Source organism: Kitasatospora sp. NBC_00374 (genome assembly GCF_041434935.1).
In the GTDB taxonomy this organism is placed as follows: domain Bacteria; phylum Actinomycetota; class Actinomycetes; order Streptomycetales; family Streptomycetaceae; genus Kitasatospora.
This window is the reverse complement of record NZ_CP107964.1, coordinates 1,197,345-1,213,713: the sequence shown is the minus strand read 5'-3', so window position 1 is coordinate 1,213,713 and position 16,369 is coordinate 1,197,345. Positions and strand designations below refer to the sequence as shown.

Genomic DNA, 16,369 nt, shown 5'->3' with positions numbered 1-16,369 from the left:
CCGGTCGGCCGGCACGCCCAGCCCGCCAGGCGGTGGTCCGTCACGCCCACTTGATGGAGCAGCCCATACTCGGTCGGTGCGGTTGCGGGACGGGCCGGCCGGCCAGCACCAGGCCGATGGCGTGCCGCAGCAGGTCGCCGGTGACCGGTTTCCCGTTGCCGGGCGTCGAGTCGTCCATCGCACCCCGGTAGGCGAGTTCGCGGCGGGCGTCGTAGAGGAAGAAGTCCGGTGTGCAGGCGGCGTGGTACGCCCGGCCGACGGACTGGTCGAGGTCGATGAGGTACGGGAAGTCCCACCCCGTGCGCGCCATCTGGGCGCGCAGCCCGTCGGCGTCGTCGGTGGGCGCGACGGCCGGGCTGTTGCTGCAGATCCCGACGACCGCGAGGTCCGGGAACTCGCCGACCAGCTCGCCGAAAGTCTGCTCGACGTGCCGCACGTACGGGCAGTGGTTGCACAGGAAGGCCACCAGGAGGGCCGGTGCGGCGGCGAAGTCGTCCCGTGCCGCTGCCCGGCCGTCGACCGCGGGCAGCGAGAAGTTCGGTGCGGGCGTCCCGAGCGGGACCATGGTGGAGATGGCAGCCATCTGGCTCACTTCCTCCGAGTGACTGCGGTGGGTGTGTGTACCACCATGGTCGTCCCGTGAGGCCAGCGGTTGCCAGTCGCCCCGCTTCCGGTAATTCGACTACGAGTGGTGGGCGAGGAGCCACGGAGCGGTCGTGTCGGCTCGCCGGACATCGGGTCGCGGTCATCCGGTGCCAGCTCCGCCGGACGCTCCCGGTCGGCGTGGGCATGGCACTGATCCAGGGCGATGGCGGCTCTGCGCATGGGGCGACGAAAGCGGGGCGAACACCTCGGCGGAGATGCGGTGTCGCCCAACTATTGATAGGCAACTTTACTTTCTATTACGCTGTCGGCTGGCGGCTTGGCGCGGCGCCCGTGCCGGAGGGGCGTGACGCGCTCAGTGAGAGCTCTGACCCGGCCGCTGCGGTGGTGTGGTCGCCGCTTGTCCGGTGAGTTCGTGTGGTGTGTGGACCGGAGTCCAGCTCTCGCCGTTTCTCAAGGTCATGGAGTCCACGGATGCGTCTGGGTGTCTCGGCAAGGCCTGTTCGTGTCGGAATGTTCGCCGCTGTGCTCGCGTTGCTCGGCGGCCTGTTGCTCGGCTGGTCCGGGCGGGCGGGGGCGGCGGTCGATCCGCTGATCTCGCAGGGGAAGGCCGCGACGGCCTCGTCCACCGAGGGGTCGTCGTACGCGGCGGGGAAGGCGTTCGACGGGAGCGCCTCCACGCGGTGGGCGAGTGCGGAGGGGAAGGACCCGCAGTGGTTGCGGGTGGATCTCGGAGGGAGCGCCAGCATCTCGCGGGTGAAGCTGAGTTGGGAGTCCGCCTATGCGAAGGCGTACCGGGTGGAGGTGTCGGCGGACGGGGTGACCTGGACGACGATGGCGGAGGAGAAGGCCGGGAACGGCGGGACGGACGACTGGGCGGGGCTGGGCGGTAAGGGCCGCTACGTCCGGATGTACGGGACGGTGCGCGGGACGTCGTACGGGTACTCGCTGTTCGAGATGCAGGTGTACGGGGTGCCGGACGGCGGCGCGTCACCGACCGGCCCGTCACCGACCGGACCCACGCCGGGCGGGGCGTTCACCGTGGTGGCGGCGGGCGACATCGCCGCGCAGTGCACCGCTTCGGACAGCGGCTGTGCGCATCCGAAGACGGCCGCGCTGGCCCAGCAGATCAACCCGAAGCTCTACCTGACGATGGGTGACAACCAGTACGACGACGCCCGGCTGGCGGACTTCCGCAACTACTACGACAAGACCTGGGGGGCGTTCAAGGCGAAGACCCGCCCGGTGCCGGGCAATCACGAGACCTACGACCCGGCCGGGCCGCTCGCCGGCTACAAGGCGTACTTCGGCAGCATCGCCTACCCGCAGGGGAAGAGCTGGTACAGCTTCGACGAGGGCAACTGGCACTTCGTCGCACTGGACTCCAACGCCTTCGACCAGAGCGCCCAGATCGACTGGCTGAAGGCCGACCTGGCGGCCAATGCGAAGAAGTGCATCGCCGCCTACTGGCACCACCCGCTGTACTCCTCGGGCGGGCACGGCAACGACCCGGTCTCCCGGCCGGTGTGGAAGATTCTCTACGGCGCCAGGGCAGACCTGGTGCTGAACGGACACGACCACCACTACGAGCGGTTCGCCCCGCAGGACCCGGACGGGAAGGCCACCGCGGACGGGATCGTCGAGATCGTCGGCGGGATGGGCGGCGCCGACCCGTACCCGATCGAGCAGGTCCAGCCGAACAGCCAGAAGCGGATCAGCGGCGACTACGGCGTGCTGAAGCTGGACTTCACCGACTCCGGCTACGGCTGGACCTACGTCGGAACGGACGGCCAGGTCAAGGACACCGGCCCGAAGTACAGCTGCCACTGATGATGTACCTGGCCACCACCGGCCGCCGTTCGGACGCGCCGTCCCGCCCCGCCGGGACGGGACGGCGCGTCCCCGGCACGGTCATCGCCCTCGGCACGGTCAGCCTGGTCACCGACGTCTCCTCGGAGATGGTCACCGCCGTGCTGCCGCTCTACCTGGTGCTGGGGCTCGGCCTCTCGCCACTGCAATTCGGTTTCCTCGACGGGCTGTTCAACGGTGCCACGGCGCTGGTCCGGCTGCTCGGCGGCAGGCTCGCCGACCACGGCGGCGGCCGGCACCGGACGGTCGCCGGGGTCGGCTACCTGCTCTCGGCGCTCTCGCGGCTCGGACTGCTGCTGGCCGACGGAGCGGCCGGCGGGATCGCCGCCGCGCTGGCCGCCGACCGGCTCGGCAAGGGCGTGCGGACCGCGCCGCGGGATGCGCTGATCTCGCTCAGCGCACCGCCGGAGTCGCTCGGCCGGGCGTTCGGAGTGCACCGGGCGATGGACACCACGGGGGCGCTGCTCGGACCCTTGGTCGCGTTCGCGGTGCTGTGGGCGACGGCGGACGCGTACGACGCGGTCTTCGCGGTCAGCTTCGCCACCGGGCTGTTCGGCGTGCTGGTGCTGGTGCTGTTCGTCCCGGCCGGGACGGAGCCGGCGGCCGGGACGGCGGCGGTGGCGGCCGCCGGGTCGAGGCCGACCGGAAGGAGGAGGAACAGGGCACTCGGCGATCCGGTGTTCCGGCGGGTCGTCACGGCCGCCGCGCTACTGGGGGCCGCGACGATCGGCGATTCCTTCCTCTATCTTCTGCTCCAACGCGGCCTGGACCTGCCGCCCCTGATCTTCCCGTTGCTGCCGCTCGGCGCCGCGGCCGGCTACCTGCTGCTGGCCGTACCGGCGGGCCGGATCGCGGACCGGACCGGGAGGCGCATTCCGTTCCTCTGCGGGCACGTTGCGCTGCTGGCGGCCTACCTCACCCTGATGGCTCCGCCGGGATGGCCGGCAGCCGTACTCGTCCTGGTACTCCTGGCCGTCTTCTACGCCGCCACGGACGGCGTGCTGATGGCACTGGCCGGGCCGGTACTGCCGCTCGACGGCCGAGCGAGCGGGCTCGCGCTGCTGCAGACCGGCCAGGCGCTGGCCCGGCTGGTCGGTGCGGCCGGCTTCGGTGCGGCCTGGACATGGTGCGGGCCGCGACCGGCGCTGGCGGTGGCCGCACTCGCGCTGGCCGCCGCACTCGTCGCCGCATGGCGGATCCTGCCGGAGAGGGAGGTCTCGTGAAGGCGCGCTCAGTGGTGCTGATCGCCGCTGCCCTGGTGCTGCTGGGCGGTTCGCTGGGGTACGTGCTGCACGCCCGGCAGCGCGGCGGCGGGCAGCGGCTCGTCGCCGCGGAGAGCTCGTTCACCCTGGACGAGCCCGGGCTGTACTACCGGGACACCGCCACCGGGCGGGTCGCCCGCAGCCCGGGGGTGCCGGACGGGCCGTCCTGCGTCCGCTTCCACGCCGGGGGAGACCGGGCCCTGTGCCTGCGGGCGCTGCCCGGCACCCCGGCTCGTACCCAGGCGGTGGTGTACGACCGGCGGTTCACCGAGCTCCAGACGGTGACGGTGCCCGGCATCCCGAACCGGGCCCGGGTGTCGGCCTCCGGGCAACTGCTCTCCTGGACCACCTTCGCCGTGGGGGACTCCTACGCGGCGGGTACCTTCTCCACCCGGACGTCGATCCTGGACCTGCGCACCGGCTACCTGGTCAAGTCGGTCGAGTCCATCCCGCTGACCGTCGACGGTGCCCGCTACCACGCCGCCGACGTCAACTACTGGGGCGTCAACTTCGCCGCCGACGACAACCGTTTCTACGCCACCGTCTCGACCGGCGGCCGGACCCACTTGGTCGAGGGCGACCTTCGGGCGTGGTCGGCCCGCACACTGCGGGACAACGTGGAGTGCCCCTCGCTCTCGCCGGACGGTACCCGGATCGCCTTCAAGAAGAAGGTCTCGGCCGACCCGGCGGCGCCCTGGCGGCTCCACGTCCTGGAACTGGCGGGGATGCGCGAGCACCCGCTGGCCGAGTCGCGCAGCGTGGACGACCAGGCGGCCTGGCTCGACGGGGAGACGCTCGGGTACGCGCTGCCGGCCCAGGAGGGGAAGGGCACCGACGTCTGGAGCGTGCCGGCGGACGGCAGCGGGACGCCGCACCTGCTGGTGCCCGGTGGTTCATCGCCGGTGACCGTGCCGGCGGCGTCGATTTCGCCGACCACTATGCGCCCGAGGGCAGAAGTTGACCGCGCACGGCCTGACGCTGATGTTCAGCCGAGGGGTGCTGAGCAGGCCCGGCAGTTGGAGGTCGTGGACGGTCGCGGTGACCTGGTCGAACGTGGCGTAGCCCGTCTGGACGCCGAAGAGGGCGATGAGCAGGGTGTAGGTCGCACTGAGGATCTGCTGCTGGGCGAGGTGTCCTTGGCCGCGGAGGACTGCGCCGGCAGCCGCAGCCAGCCGACCAAGAGGCAGCCGAATCGGTGGACCAGACGGAACGTCACGACCCCAAGCGTGGGCCGATGCGGGGCACGAGCACTCTCGATGTGATCACACCATGGCCCCGTACGCCCCAGGATGATCGACCGAGGTCAACCTCTTGACCTCTGTGGCTCCAGCCACTAATTTGCGGTGGAAGCCGATCCATAACTGCCGAAAGGAGGCGACCAGCGGATGTACACCAGCTCTGATCTCGGTCGCCTCGCCCGCCGCACGGTCTGGGTTCCGGGTCGGATCGCGCACGGCTGCTGAGCAGGCCGTTGCCGATGTGCCCGTGCGTGGCACATTCCGGGCTTCCCGTCGCAACCTCCCGGAACGTCGCTGTGGCGTGCCGTCTTGCGCCTGTTCCTCTCACGTGACCTCCCGCCACGTCGCTGTGGCGTGCCATTCTGCGCCCGCGCCTCTCACGTGGCGAGTCTGAATACAGAAAGCTGCCTGAAATTGGCGAAGATGATGAATCGACCGATCGTGCACCGAAACGAAGGCCTGTCATGGTAGCGGCGCGGATCACGGTCAACGGGAAGGAAGCACCGATTTCACCGGTTGCGCCCCACACCACAGTGCTGGATTTTCTGCGCGAGCGTGGCCTCACCGGCGCCAAGGAGGGCTGCGCCGAGGGTGAATGCGGCGCCTGTTCGGTCCTGGTGGCCCGTCCCGGGGTAAACAAGCCCACCGACTGGGTGGCGGTCAACGCCTGCCTGGTCCCGGTCGCGGCGCTCGACGGTCAGGAGATCATCACCTCCGAAGGTCTAGCCACCGCCGGTGAACCAGGAATGCCGCCCACCCTGCACCCGGTGCAGGAGGAGATGGCGGTCCGCGGCGGCTCCCAATGTGGTTACTGCACACCGGGATTCGTCTGCAGCATGGCTGCCGAGTACTACCGACCCGACCGCTGTGCGTACGCGGACTCGGCCGACAGCACCGACCGCGAGCAGGGCCCGAACGGTTTCGATCTGCACGCGCTGAGCGGGAACCTGTGCCGCTGCACCGGCTATCGCCCGATTCGCGATGCCGCGTTCGCTGTCGGTATGCCCACCGACAGCGACCCGCTGGCACGGCGTCGCGAGCAGTCCCCGCCGACACCGGTTGCCACCGAATACGTCCAGGACGACAGCGTGTTCCTGCGGAAGAGCACGCTGGCCGAAACGCTGCAGTTGCTGCGCGAGCGGCCCGACGCGGTGGTCGTCGCCGGCTCCACCGACTGGGGCGTGGAGGTGAATATCCGTTCCCTCCGGGCGGATTGCGTGGTCGCCGTCGACTGGCTGTCCGAACTGCGGGAGCTGCGAGTCGAATCCGACTACATCGAGATCGGGGCGGCACTGACGCTCACCGAGATCGAACGCCGCCTCGACGGCAGCGTCCCGCTGCTGGCAGAGCTGTTCCCGCAGTTCGCATCCCGGCTCATCCGCAACGGTGCGACCCTCGGCGGCAACCTGGGTACCGGCTCCCCCATCAGTGACAGCCCGCCGGCGTTGCTCGCACTGGAGGCATCGGTGGTGCTCGCCGACGCCGACGGTGAGCGCGAGGTCCCGCTGGCGGAGTACTTCACCGGCTACCGGCAGAGCGTGCGCCGTCCCGGCGAGCTGATCCGCGCGGTGCGCATCCCGCTGCCGCTGTTGCCGATCACGGCCTTCCACAAGATCGCCAAGCGGCGCTTCGACGACATCTCCAGCGTGGCGGTCGCGTTCGCGCTCGACATCAAGGACGGGATCGTCCGCAAGGCGCGCATCGGCCTGGGCGGCGTGGCCGCCACCCCGATCCGCGCCCTCACCACCGAGGCGGCCCTGGAGGGCAGGCCGTGGACGGCGGAGATCGCCGAGGCCGCGGCCCGGGTGCTGCAGGCCGAGGGCACGCCGATGAACGATCACCGCGCCAGCGCCGAGTACCGTTCTGCGATGCTCGGCCAGAGCCTGCTGAAGCTGCACGCACAGACCACCGAGGCGGTGTCGTCATGAGCCATCTGTCCGAACGCCCCGAAAAGCCTGTCGTCGGCGTCTCGATGCCGCACGAGAGTGCCGTCCTGCATGTCACCGGCACCGCGCTCTACACCGACGACCTGATCCATCGCACCAAGGACGTGCTGCACGCCTACCCGGTCCAGGCCATGAAGGCCCACGGCCGGATCACCGCGCTGCGCACCGAACCCGCGCTCGCCGTGCCCGGTGTGGTCCGCGTACTGACCGGTGCCGACGTGCCAGGCGTGAACGATGCCGGCATGAAGCACGACGAACCGCTGTTCCCCGACGCGGTCATGTTCTACGGCCACGCGGTCGCCTGGGTGCTCGGCGAGACCCTGGAAGCGGCCCGGCTCGGTGCGGCGGCCGTCGAGGTGGAACTCGACGAACAGCCCTCCCTCATCACGCTTCAGGAAGCGATCGCGGCCGACAGTTTTCACGGCGCTCGGCCCGTGATGCTGACCGGCGACGTCGACGCGGGCTTCGCCGACTCCGCGCACGTGTTCACCGGCGAGTTCCAGTTCTCCGATCAGGAACACTTCTACCTCGAGACGCACACGGCGCTGGCCTACATCGACGAGGCCGAGCAGGTGTTCGTCCAGAGCAGCACCCAGCATCCTTCGGAGACCCAGGAGATCGTCGCGCACGTGCTCGGCCTGCACAGTCACGAGGTGACCGTGCAGTGCCTGCGGATGGGCGGTGGCTTCGGCGGCAAGGAGATGCAGCCGCACGGGTTCGCGGCCGTCGCCGCGCTCGGCGCCAGGCTGACCGGTCGGCCGGTTCGGGTGCGGCTCAACCGTACTCAGGATCTGACCATGTCCGGCAAGCGGCACGGGTTCAACGCCACGTGGAAGATCGGCTTCGACGCCGACGGCCGCATCCAGGCCCTGGACGCCACGTTGACCGCAGACGGCGGCTGGAGCCTGGACCTCTCCGAGCCGGTGGTGGCCCGTGCGCTGTGTCATATCGACAACACCTACTGGATTCCCAACGCGCGCATCGCCGGTCGCATCGCCAGGACCAACAAGGTCTCCAACACCGCCTTCCGCGGCTTCGGCGGACCGCAGGGCATGCTGGTGATCGAGGACATCATGGGCCGGTGCGCGCCGCTGCTCGGCCTCGATCCCATGGAGTTGCGGGAGCGCAACTTCTACCGGCAGGGCCAGTCGACGCCGTACGGGCAGCTGGTCGTTCAGCCCGAACGGATCTCCACCGTCTGGCAGCAGGTTCAGGACAACGCCGGCATCGCCGATCGCAAGCGCGAAATCGCCGCCTTCAACGCCGCGCACCCGAACACCAAGCGGGCACTTGCGATCACCGGCCTCAAGTTCGGGATCTCGTTCAACCTCACCGCCTTCAACCAGGGCGGCGCGCTGGTGCTGATCTACAAGGACGGCTCGGTCCTGATCAACCACGGCGGCACCGAGATGGGCCAGGGCCTGCACACCAAGATGCTGCAGGTGGCCGCGACCGCGCTGGGTATCCCGCTGCCCAAGGTGCGGCTGGCCCCGACGCGAACCGACAAGGTGCCCAACACCTCTGCCACCGCTGCCAGCGCAGGGGCGGACCTCAACGGTGCGGCGGTGAAGAACGCCTGCGAGCAGCTGCGCGAGCGGCTGCTGCAGGTGGCCGCCACCCAGCTGGGTTCGAATGCCTCGGACGTGCGCATCGTCGAGGGCGTCGCGCGTGCCCTCGGCAGCGACAAGGAGCTGGCCTGGGACGATCTGGTGCGCACCGCGTACTTCCAGCGAGTTCAGCTGTCGGCGGCCGGTTTCTACCGCACCGAGGGTCTGCACTGGGACGCGAAGACGTTCAGGGGCTCGCCGTTCAAGTACTTCGCCCACGGTGCCGCCGCAGCCGAGGTGGAGGTGGACGGTTTCACCGGTGCGTACCGCATCCGGCGGGTGGACATCGTGCACGACGTCGGCGACAGCCTGTCCCCGGTGATCGACATCGGTCAGGTCGAGGGTGGTTTCGTGCAGGGCGCGGGCTGGCTGACAGTCGAGGACCTGCGTTGGGATGCCGGTGACGGGCCGCACCGCGGTCGGCTGCTGACCCAGGCGGCGAGCACCTACAAGCTGCCGAGCTTCTCGGAGATGCCCGAGGAGTTCAACGTCACGCTTCTGGAGCACGCCACCGAAGAGGGCGCGGTATACGGGTCCAAGGCGGTGGGTGAGCCTCCGCTGATGCTGGCGTTCTCGGTGCGAGAAGCGTTGCGGCAGGCCGCCGCCGCGTTCGGGCCGAGCGGGGTCAGCGTCGAGTTGGCCTCGCCCGCAACGCCGGAGGCGGTGTACTGGGCGATCCAGGCGGCTCGCCGGGGCGATGTCTCCCGGAACGGTCACGCCCGGAACGGGTCTGCCGCCAACGGCCACGCCGCGAACGGGCAGGTCGCCAACGGCAGGAACCAGACCGACGCAAAAGCGTTGAGCGGTGCCTGACATGACGTGGGTCGCCGCGGTGGCACGGTTGCGAGCACGCCGGGAGTCCGGCGTGCTGGTGACCGTCGCGACCGTGCGCGGCCATGCGCCGCGCGACGCCGGTGCGAAACTCGTTGTGGGGCAGACCGGGACGTGGGGCTCGATCGGTGGCGGCAATGTCGAGGCCGTCGCGATCGACCGGGCGCGGGAGATGATCGCCGCGTCCAAGCCTGAGCCGGAGATGATTGATTTCGCCCTGAACGACAAGGTGGTCAACCAGCATGGCGTGCAGTGCTGCGGAGGCATGGTCTCCGTGCTGCTCGAACCGCTGCCGACGGCTCGAGCGGTGGCGATCTTCGGCGTCGGGCACGTCGGGCTGGAACTGGCGCGCATCCTGGCACGTCAGGACCTCGACCTCCATCTGATCGACACCCGCTCCGACATGCTCACCGAGGAGCGGCTCGACGTGCTGGCAGACGCGGTGGCGCAGGTGACCGTGCATCACACGCCGCTGCTGCCCGAGGAGGTGCTGGCGGAGTTGCCGCGCGGCACCCACATCCTGATCATGACCCATGATCACGCCGAGGACGCCGCTCTGTGCGACGCCGCCTTGCGCACAACCCATCTCGGCTCCATCGGGCTGATCGGGTCGGCGGCCAAGTGGGTGCGGTTCCGCAAACGCCTCGCCACCGAGGGCGGTCACGACGAGGCCACCATCGATCGGATCAAGACCCCGATCGGGCTGGCCGACATCACCGGCAAGGATCCCGCGACAATTGCCGTGAGCGTCGCCGCCGATTTGCTGCGCGCCTTCGAAACCGATGGGAACTGACTCTCCAGCCGGATCGACAGGGGTGCCCCGCGCTCGTATGGGGGGCCATCCGATCCCTGGCACCCCGTCGGCGTCGCCTGGTGCACAGGCAGCCATCACAACGCGGGATCTGCCCAGGAAGGACGGGCTCCCGGTGACCGGGTGCCCACCGGAGCCCGGGCCATCCGTTCACTCGCCGGGTATCACGTTCGACAGCGGCAGGCCTTCGAAGAAGGTCACCGCCTCCTCGCGCCAGTGCGGGCGCCAGCCCTGGGCCACGGTGCGGGCCGCATCGGCGCAGCGCCGCATGTCGGAGCGGAGCTTCCCGTCCACGCCCAGCAGCCGGGCCAGCTCGCGGATGTGCTCGACTGTGTCGGCGGGGCAGTGCGGGTCACCGAGCGCGGACTCCACCACGGCCCGCTGCGTCTCGTCCGCGGCGGCGAGCAGGGCGCTCACGGCGTAGCTGCGGCGGCCCGCGCGGAGGTCGGTGCCGGTGGACTTGCCGATGGTGTCGTCGTCGCCGAACAGGTCGAGGTAGTCGTCGCGGAGCTGGCCGCCGATGCCGACCAGGGTCGCGTACCGGCGCAGCCGTGCGTCGTGGCGGGCCACGTCCTCACCTGCGGCCAGCAGCCCCAGTCGCAGCGGGGCGAGCACGGAGTACCGGGTGGACTTGTACTCGCAGACGGTGTGCAGGAATTCCTCGTCCGGGAGCGGTCGGAAGTCGCGTTCGAGGTCGATGATCTGGCCGGTGACCGTCTCGGCGCCGGCGTTGAGCTGTACCTCCAGCATCGCCTGGCGCAGCTCGGCGGGGACGTCCGCGTCCAGCAGGACCCGCATTGAGAGGAAGGCGGCGAGGTCCCCGGCCAGGACGGCCAGGCCGAGGGCGGTGCGGTCCGACTCCGGGAACTCCTGGCGGTAGGCGTAGTAGGTGGAGGGGCCGCCGCGGCGCAGGGGCGTGTCGTCGATGATGTCGTCGTGGACGAGCCCGTGAGTCTGGAGCAGTTCGATGCTCAGCGCGGCCTCAGCCAGGCCGGGTACCGGGTCGGTGGTCACCAGTCGGGCGGCCTCGTACAGGAGGGCGACCCGCAGCCGCTTGCCGCCGCGCAGTGAGAGGTCGCGCAGCAGTTCCAGGCAGTGTGGGGTGAAGCGGCTGAGCGGCGGGGTGTCGAGGCGTTCCGGCAGGGCGGCGAAGTAGGCCTCGAAGCGGAGGTCGAACCGGTGCCGGTGTTCGGCGGCTCGTTCGCGGGCGGCTGCCATGATCGTCTCGTCCACGGGGCCCACCCTCTCATCCGCACGGGCACGCCCGCGCCGCCGGGTCGTGGCGGGGTCCGTCGGCGGATGGCCGTCGCCGACCCGCCTCCGGAACGCCCCCGGCCTCCGCCGACGACGGACTGGCGCGGCGCGGCACCGGTACTCCAGCAGGCAGAATGTCGACGTCCGGCTGGAGTACCGGGGCCGGGGACCGGTGCTGTGCACGAGAGTTGGGGCTTGCGGTGCGGGCGGGGAGGATCCCGACCCCCCTCCGCAAGCGCCTAATGGCTCACCGGCAGGGCGACGACGCCGCGGACCAGCCGGGACTGCCGCCGGACGAGCCGGTCGGCAAGGGCCGTCAGGTGCATACGGGGGAAGCGCTCGAGGAGGACGCCGAGCACGATCTCGACCTCCGCGTGAGCCAGCGGTGGATCCCGTGGCCAAAGGCCAGATGGCTGGCGGCGTTCGCGCGGCCGAGGTCGAGCCGGTCGGGGTCGGGGAACCTCCCGGGGTCGCGGTTGGCTGCGCCCGGGCACACGAAGACCGGGCTGCCGGCGGGCACCGGGGTACCGCTGAGATCCACCTCGTCGGGTGCCCACCGCCACGTGGCAATGCTGACCGGGGAGTCGTACCGGAGGAGCTCGTCGACGGCGGTCCGGATGCCGTGTGGGCTTGTGCGCAGGTGCTCCAGCTCGGCGGGGTGCCGGAGCAGCGCCAGCACGGCGTTGCCGATCGCCGCGGTGGTGGTCTCGTGGCCGGCGACCAGCAGCAACACGGCCAGGGAGAGCAGCTCGTCCTCGCTGAGCCGGTCGGCGTCCTCGTCGTGGACTGCGATCAGGTCGGAGAGCAGCGAGCGGTCCGGGCGCGTGCGCTTGCTGCTGATCAGCTCCGACATGTAGCCGGCCACGGCGTGGGACGCGGCGTCGATCCGCCGGTGGTCGCCGGTGGCGAACAGGTCGGTCGCCGCGCGCAGGGCGGCGTAGGTGGGGTAGCGGTCGGCGTAGAACGCCGGGTCGGCGAAAGGGGAGGAAGTCATGGTCGATCCCTGTGCCGCTTCACATGCCGTCTGCCGCCGGGCAGCGACGGCGGTGCGGACGATGTCATTGGTCGGGTACTGCTGGGAGACCGAGCGTAGCCACAGCCCGAACGGGTGGTGGCGCTCACCCGGCATCCCTGCGGTGCGGCAGGAGGTACACGTCGGTGTCGACCGCCCCCGCTGCGGGACGTGTGCGACGGATCGAAGCGGCCCCGCCACCCGCAGATCGGCGACCTCGATCTGCGCTATGAGACGTTCACCGTCAACACCCCGGATCAGCAACCGGTGGTGTACCAGGCCTCCCCGAGCAGCAGCGCCGACGATGCATTCAATCGGGCGGCCTCGTAGGAGGAGTGCGTCCGAGATGCCTTCCTCGCCCAGTGGCTGATGCCGGCTCTGGGCAACCCCACCGAGCCGTTGTTACTGTCGAGTAACAACGGCTTCGGGTAAGCCGGGATCCGGAAGGGGGCAGAACATGTCGCGTTCCATGTCGCAAGTTCGCAGTGCCGGGATCGTGGGCGGCGGGATCGGCGGCCTCGCTTCCGCGATCGCGCTGCGCAAGGCCGGATGGCAGGTGACCGTCTACGAGCGGGCACCGGAGTTCACCGAAGTGGGCGCGGGAATCTCCCTGTTCCCCAACGCGATCACTGCGTTGGACGCGCTCGGCGTGGGTGCCGCTGTTCGAGCCGCAGGGGTTGGCGAGGGTCCCGGTGAGGTCCGGAACGCCGCCGGGCAGGTCCTGTTCACGCGCTGGGCGAAACCGCTCGCGGGTGGATTCGTGGTGCTGCACCGCGCGGACCTCATCTCCCTTCTCGCGCAAGCACTTCCGGGCGACTGCCTGCGGCCGGGCAGCTCGGTCGACGAGGTCGCCCCTGACGGTACCCTGCGCGTCGGCGGCGAGACGGTGCGCCACGATCTGATCGTGGGTGCCGACGGAGTGCACAGCGCGATCCGGCAGCGTCTGTGGCCGGGCGACACCGCCGTACGTCGCACCGGGATCACCGCCTGGCGTGGCGTGCTCGACACCCCTGTGCCCGAGTTCGCCGGTGGCATCGTCGGAGTGCACGCGGAATTCGGCGTGCTGCCGATGCCGGGTGGGCGCACCTACTTCTTCGCGGCCGCCCACCCCGGCTTCGACGGTCTCGACCATTTCGCCGAATGGGTGTCGCCGGTGCCCGAGGTCCTCGCCGCGGCCGATCCGGCACGGATTCTGCGCGACGAGTTCCTCGAAGTGCCGGTGCCGAGAACGCTTGCTGTCGGGAAGGTCGCATTGGTGGGCGACTCGGCGCACGCGATGCGCCCGGAACTCGGACAGGGTGCCGCCATGGCCCTCGAGGACGCGGTGACACTCGCGGCCCACGCGCCCGATCTGCGAGCCTATTCGAAGGCGCGGCGGCGACGGGTGCGGGCGGTGTCGTGGATGTCGCGCCAGATGACCCACAACAACATGCCCAACTCCCGGTGGCGCGCGACCCTGCGCGACGTCGGTACCCGCGCGGTGCCGGAGGGTGTGGCTCTCGCCCCCATGTCCTGGCTGTTCCGCTGGCACGCACCCGTCTCCGTCGATGTCGCCGCTTCGACGCAGGCCACGGCCTCGACCACGGAGCCGCCGGACACACCGCGTCGGCCGTAGCCCGACGACCGCGCGCCCACCGGATCGACCGGATTCCCGGCGGCCACCCCGACCCACCTCATCGACACCCTCGGCGAACTGCACTGGTTCAACCGGGCGACGACGGGGATACCTTGATGCGGCCGCCGACCGGGGACGTCCGCCCGGCGGACCAGATCGATCCCGGCCGGCAGCGGCCGACCCCTGCTCCGGGACGTGCGGCGCGCAGTGGTCCGCCCGCCCTGAGGCCTGCGGGTCAGTGGGGTGACAGAGTGTTCGACGGGCTGAGGGGTTCCACCAGCGATTCGGCTGTCTTGTTCGGCTTTCTCGGCGGTGTGATCGTCTTGCCGGGATGGTCCCTTCGGAGGCCCAAGCAGCCGTCGTCGAGAAGGACTTTGACCTTGGGGAATTGCTGGAAGAGATCGTCGGCCACCACGTGGGTACGCCATTGGGCGGTCAAGGAAGAGCGTCGACTGCACAGTCGCAAGCTCGCATGCATCAACAGAGAGCCGGCGCATGGGAAGATCGCTTCCCCGACACCATCCGCACCGAAGCAGTCGGCGAAGCCATCAGAATCGTGATCGAGGAGCAGCTGTGACCGAGCAGCCCGGCCCGCAGCAGCGCATCGCCGACGCCATCCGCCCAGCCATGCTCAACGGCCTGCAGGATGCCGAACTGATCGGCAACCCGGGCACCGAGCGCATCAACGAATGGGTCGACTGGATTGCGGCGGTCATCGCCGGCCAGGTCGTGCAGTCGATCGCCGCCGAACGCGACGTCTTCGCGGACCGGGTGGACACCCTCACACACGTCGCCAGGCGCAACAAGGAGGGATACAAGGACGCAGCGCGAGACGTGCAGCGACTCGAGGCCCGTGTCGCCGAGCTGGAAGCGGAGGTGACGCAGCTGCGTACACCCGGTGTCGTGGTCGCCGGCCCAGTGGCGGCACTCGACACGGCATTGGCGGCCGGCAAGTCGGCTCCGTCTCTCCTCCAGAGGTCCCCAGAGGGGTCCAGTGCTCCATTCTGCGGAAGCTGCCAGGACCGTGTGAAGTGGGAGGCGAGCCTGTCATGACCGCGTGCGTGACACGTGCGCGGGTGGCCCAGCCGCCCCGCGGTGTTTGATGTTGACGGCTGAAGCCCTGGCCAGCGCCACGGGGTTCAGGAAGCGCAGCGGACCGATCAGGCGGGATGCAAAGAGATGCATGTGCCGCGCCACCGCTTGATCGCGTGCTGCCGCCGAGTACATCAGCCGCTCCAAGGGGTTGAACGGACGGGCCTTGGCGAAGTCGGCGGCCAGGTACTGGTGACCGCGCAGCCGGCGTCGGTGCCTGCGTGCGTACACCGCGAGTGACCTGTTGAGGTCGCCCCGACCCGTTGCGGCCGTGGCGACCGCCTCTGTCAGCCATTGTGCGGACTGCAGGGCCCACCCGCATCCCACTCCCCACAGGGGGTCGCCGGTCAGGGCGGCGTCGCCGATCAACGCGACGCCTGGCGCGGTCGGTTTGCGGCTGTGAAACGGGTAGTTGACAGTGCCGATGATCTTCGTGATGCGCTCCGCGGAGTCGATGGGCGGCGCCTCGGGCAGGGAACGGACGAACTCGAGGAAGCTGCCCTCCAGGTCTTCCCGGAAGGCCGGCAGCCGTTCCTTGTCCGGGAGCACCGCGATGACCGTCACCCCGTCGTCGTTGGGAAACGCGTACGCCATGTCGGGCTCGAGGAACCAGGTGTGACCGATCCCGCCGTGCAACGGAAGGTTGCGGAAGTGCGCGAGATAGGCGAACCGCGCGTTCTCGTACAGCCGAGCCGGCACCCCGGCGAACTTCGCCACGGCCGAGTCCTTGCCATCGGCGCCGACCACCAGACGGGCCCGGATCTCGCGCTCGCCCTGGGGTGTCGACGCGCGTACCCCCACGGTTCGCCCGGCTTCCCCGACCAGCCCGGTCACCTGGTGACCGAGGAGCAGATCGACGCCGGGCGTCTGCGCCGCGCGGGACCTGATCAACGGGTCGAGGATGCTGCGCCGAATGTTGTACGCGTAGGGCAGCTCGGGGCCCGCCGGTGCTGCCTTCGGCTCGATCCATCCCCACCGGGTGTACCAGCGGGCTTCGTTGCGGACGGCTCCCGCCTCCTCGAGAGCGGGGACGAGACCGAGTTCGTCCAGCACCGGGTAGGCGTTGGCCGTGAGGGAGTGGGTGCAGAGCACCTTGTAGGTTTCGGGGTCCGAGCGGCGTTCCAGCAGTGCGACGCGGACGCCGCGTCGAGCGAGCAAGATCGCCGCGGCGCTGCCGGCGAGGCTGGCTCCGCTGATGGCGACGTCGTAGTCGTATCCCGCGCCCTCAG

At 70.1% G+C, this 16,369-nt stretch carries 13 protein-coding genes and 1 pseudogene; 10 read left to right on the top strand and 4 right to left on the bottom strand.

Annotated features, from left to right (window positions below):
* Window positions 1-40: 40 nt before the first annotated feature.
* Window positions 41-583 (bottom strand): thioredoxin family protein, encoded by a 543-nt coding sequence (locus OG871_RS05535; protein WP_371494588.1) that lies wholly within the window; start codon window positions 581-583, stop codon window positions 41-43.
* 533 nt (window positions 584-1,116) lie between these two features.
* On the opposite strand from OG871_RS05535, the gene OG871_RS05530 reads away from it, so the two are divergent.
* The 6 genes from OG871_RS05530 (at window position 1,117) to xdhC (ending at window position 10,149) form a co-directional block, all read left to right on the top strand.
* On the top strand, window positions 1,117-2,433 hold the full coding sequence (locus tag OG871_RS05530; RefSeq protein ID WP_371494586.1) for a discoidin domain-containing protein: 1,317 nt from the start codon (window positions 1,117-1,119) through the stop codon (window positions 2,431-2,433).
* Window positions 2,434-2,435: 2 nt separating this feature from the next.
* Window positions 2,436-3,695: an MFS transporter gene (locus tag OG871_RS05525; RefSeq protein ID WP_371503221.1), complete on the top strand. Its 1,260-nt coding sequence runs from the start codon at window positions 2,436-2,438 to the stop codon at window positions 3,693-3,695.
* A complete protein-coding gene (locus OG871_RS05520; protein WP_371494585.1) occupies window positions 3,692-4,996 on the top strand; it encodes a hypothetical protein in 1,305 nt (434 codons plus the stop codon). Before OG871_RS05525 ends, OG871_RS05520 begins: the two co-directional genes overlap by 4 nt.
* Before the next feature lie 440 nt (window positions 4,997-5,436).
* On the top strand, window positions 5,437-6,900 hold the full coding sequence (locus OG871_RS05515) for a xanthine dehydrogenase small subunit (RefSeq protein WP_371494583.1): 1,464 nt from the start codon (window positions 5,437-5,439) through the stop codon (window positions 6,898-6,900).
* Window positions 6,897-9,338, top strand: coding sequence for a xanthine dehydrogenase molybdopterin binding subunit (gene xdhB / locus OG871_RS05510; protein WP_371494581.1), 2,442 nt, complete (start codon window positions 6,897-6,899; stop codon window positions 9,336-9,338). The genes OG871_RS05515 and xdhB overlap by 4 nt, the downstream gene beginning before the upstream one ends.
* 1 nt (window position 9,339) lies before the next feature.
* Window positions 9,340-10,149, top strand: coding sequence for a xanthine dehydrogenase accessory protein XdhC (gene xdhC / locus OG871_RS05505; RefSeq protein WP_371503220.1), 810 nt, complete (start codon window positions 9,340-9,342; stop codon window positions 10,147-10,149).
* A 168-nt stretch (window positions 10,150-10,317) separates the two neighbouring features.
* Here the strand turns inward: xdhC and OG871_RS05500 are convergent, their stop codons facing one another.
* Window positions 10,318-11,385, bottom strand: coding sequence for a polyprenyl synthetase family protein (locus tag OG871_RS05500; protein ID WP_371503219.1), 1,068 nt, complete (start codon window positions 11,383-11,385; stop codon window positions 10,318-10,320).
* Window positions 11,386-11,737: 352 nt separating this feature from the next.
* Complete coding sequence (locus tag OG871_RS05495) at window positions 11,738-12,415, bottom strand: cytochrome P450 (protein WP_371494579.1); 678 nt, start codon at window positions 12,413-12,415, stop codon at window positions 11,738-11,740.
* A 114-nt stretch (window positions 12,416-12,529) separates the two neighbouring features.
* Here OG871_RS05495 and OG871_RS05490 point away from each other — a divergent pair, with 114 nt between their 5' ends.
* The 4 genes from OG871_RS05490 to OG871_RS05475 all read left to right on the top strand — a co-directional run bounded on the left by OG871_RS05490 (window position 12,530) and on the right by OG871_RS05475 (window position 15,101).
* Window positions 12,530-12,763 (top strand): hypothetical protein, encoded by a 234-nt coding sequence (locus OG871_RS05490; RefSeq protein ID WP_371494577.1) that lies wholly within the window; start codon window positions 12,530-12,532, stop codon window positions 12,761-12,763.
* A 127-nt stretch (window positions 12,764-12,890) separates the two neighbouring features.
* Window positions 12,891-14,048, top strand: a complete 1,158-nt coding sequence (locus tag OG871_RS05485; RefSeq protein ID WP_371494575.1) for an FAD-dependent monooxygenase — start codon at window positions 12,891-12,893, stop codon at window positions 14,046-14,048.
* Between the two features lie 331 nt (window positions 14,049-14,379).
* Entirely contained in the window at window positions 14,380-14,625 is a 246-nt protein-coding gene (locus OG871_RS05480) for a hypothetical protein (protein ID WP_371494574.1), read from the top strand.
* Window positions 14,622-15,101, top strand: coding sequence for a hypothetical protein (locus OG871_RS05475; protein WP_371494572.1), 480 nt, complete (start codon window positions 14,622-14,624; stop codon window positions 15,099-15,101). Before OG871_RS05480 ends, OG871_RS05475 begins: the two co-directional genes overlap by 4 nt.
* On the opposite strand, the pseudogene OG871_RS05470 reads toward OG871_RS05475, so the two are convergent.
* Window positions 15,096-16,340, bottom strand: a pseudogene (locus tag OG871_RS05470) (NAD(P)/FAD-dependent oxidoreductase); the annotation flags it as partial. The gene OG871_RS05475 and the pseudogene OG871_RS05470 sit on opposite strands and share 6 nt — an antisense overlap.
* Between the last annotated feature and the right edge of the window lie 29 nt (window positions 16,341-16,369).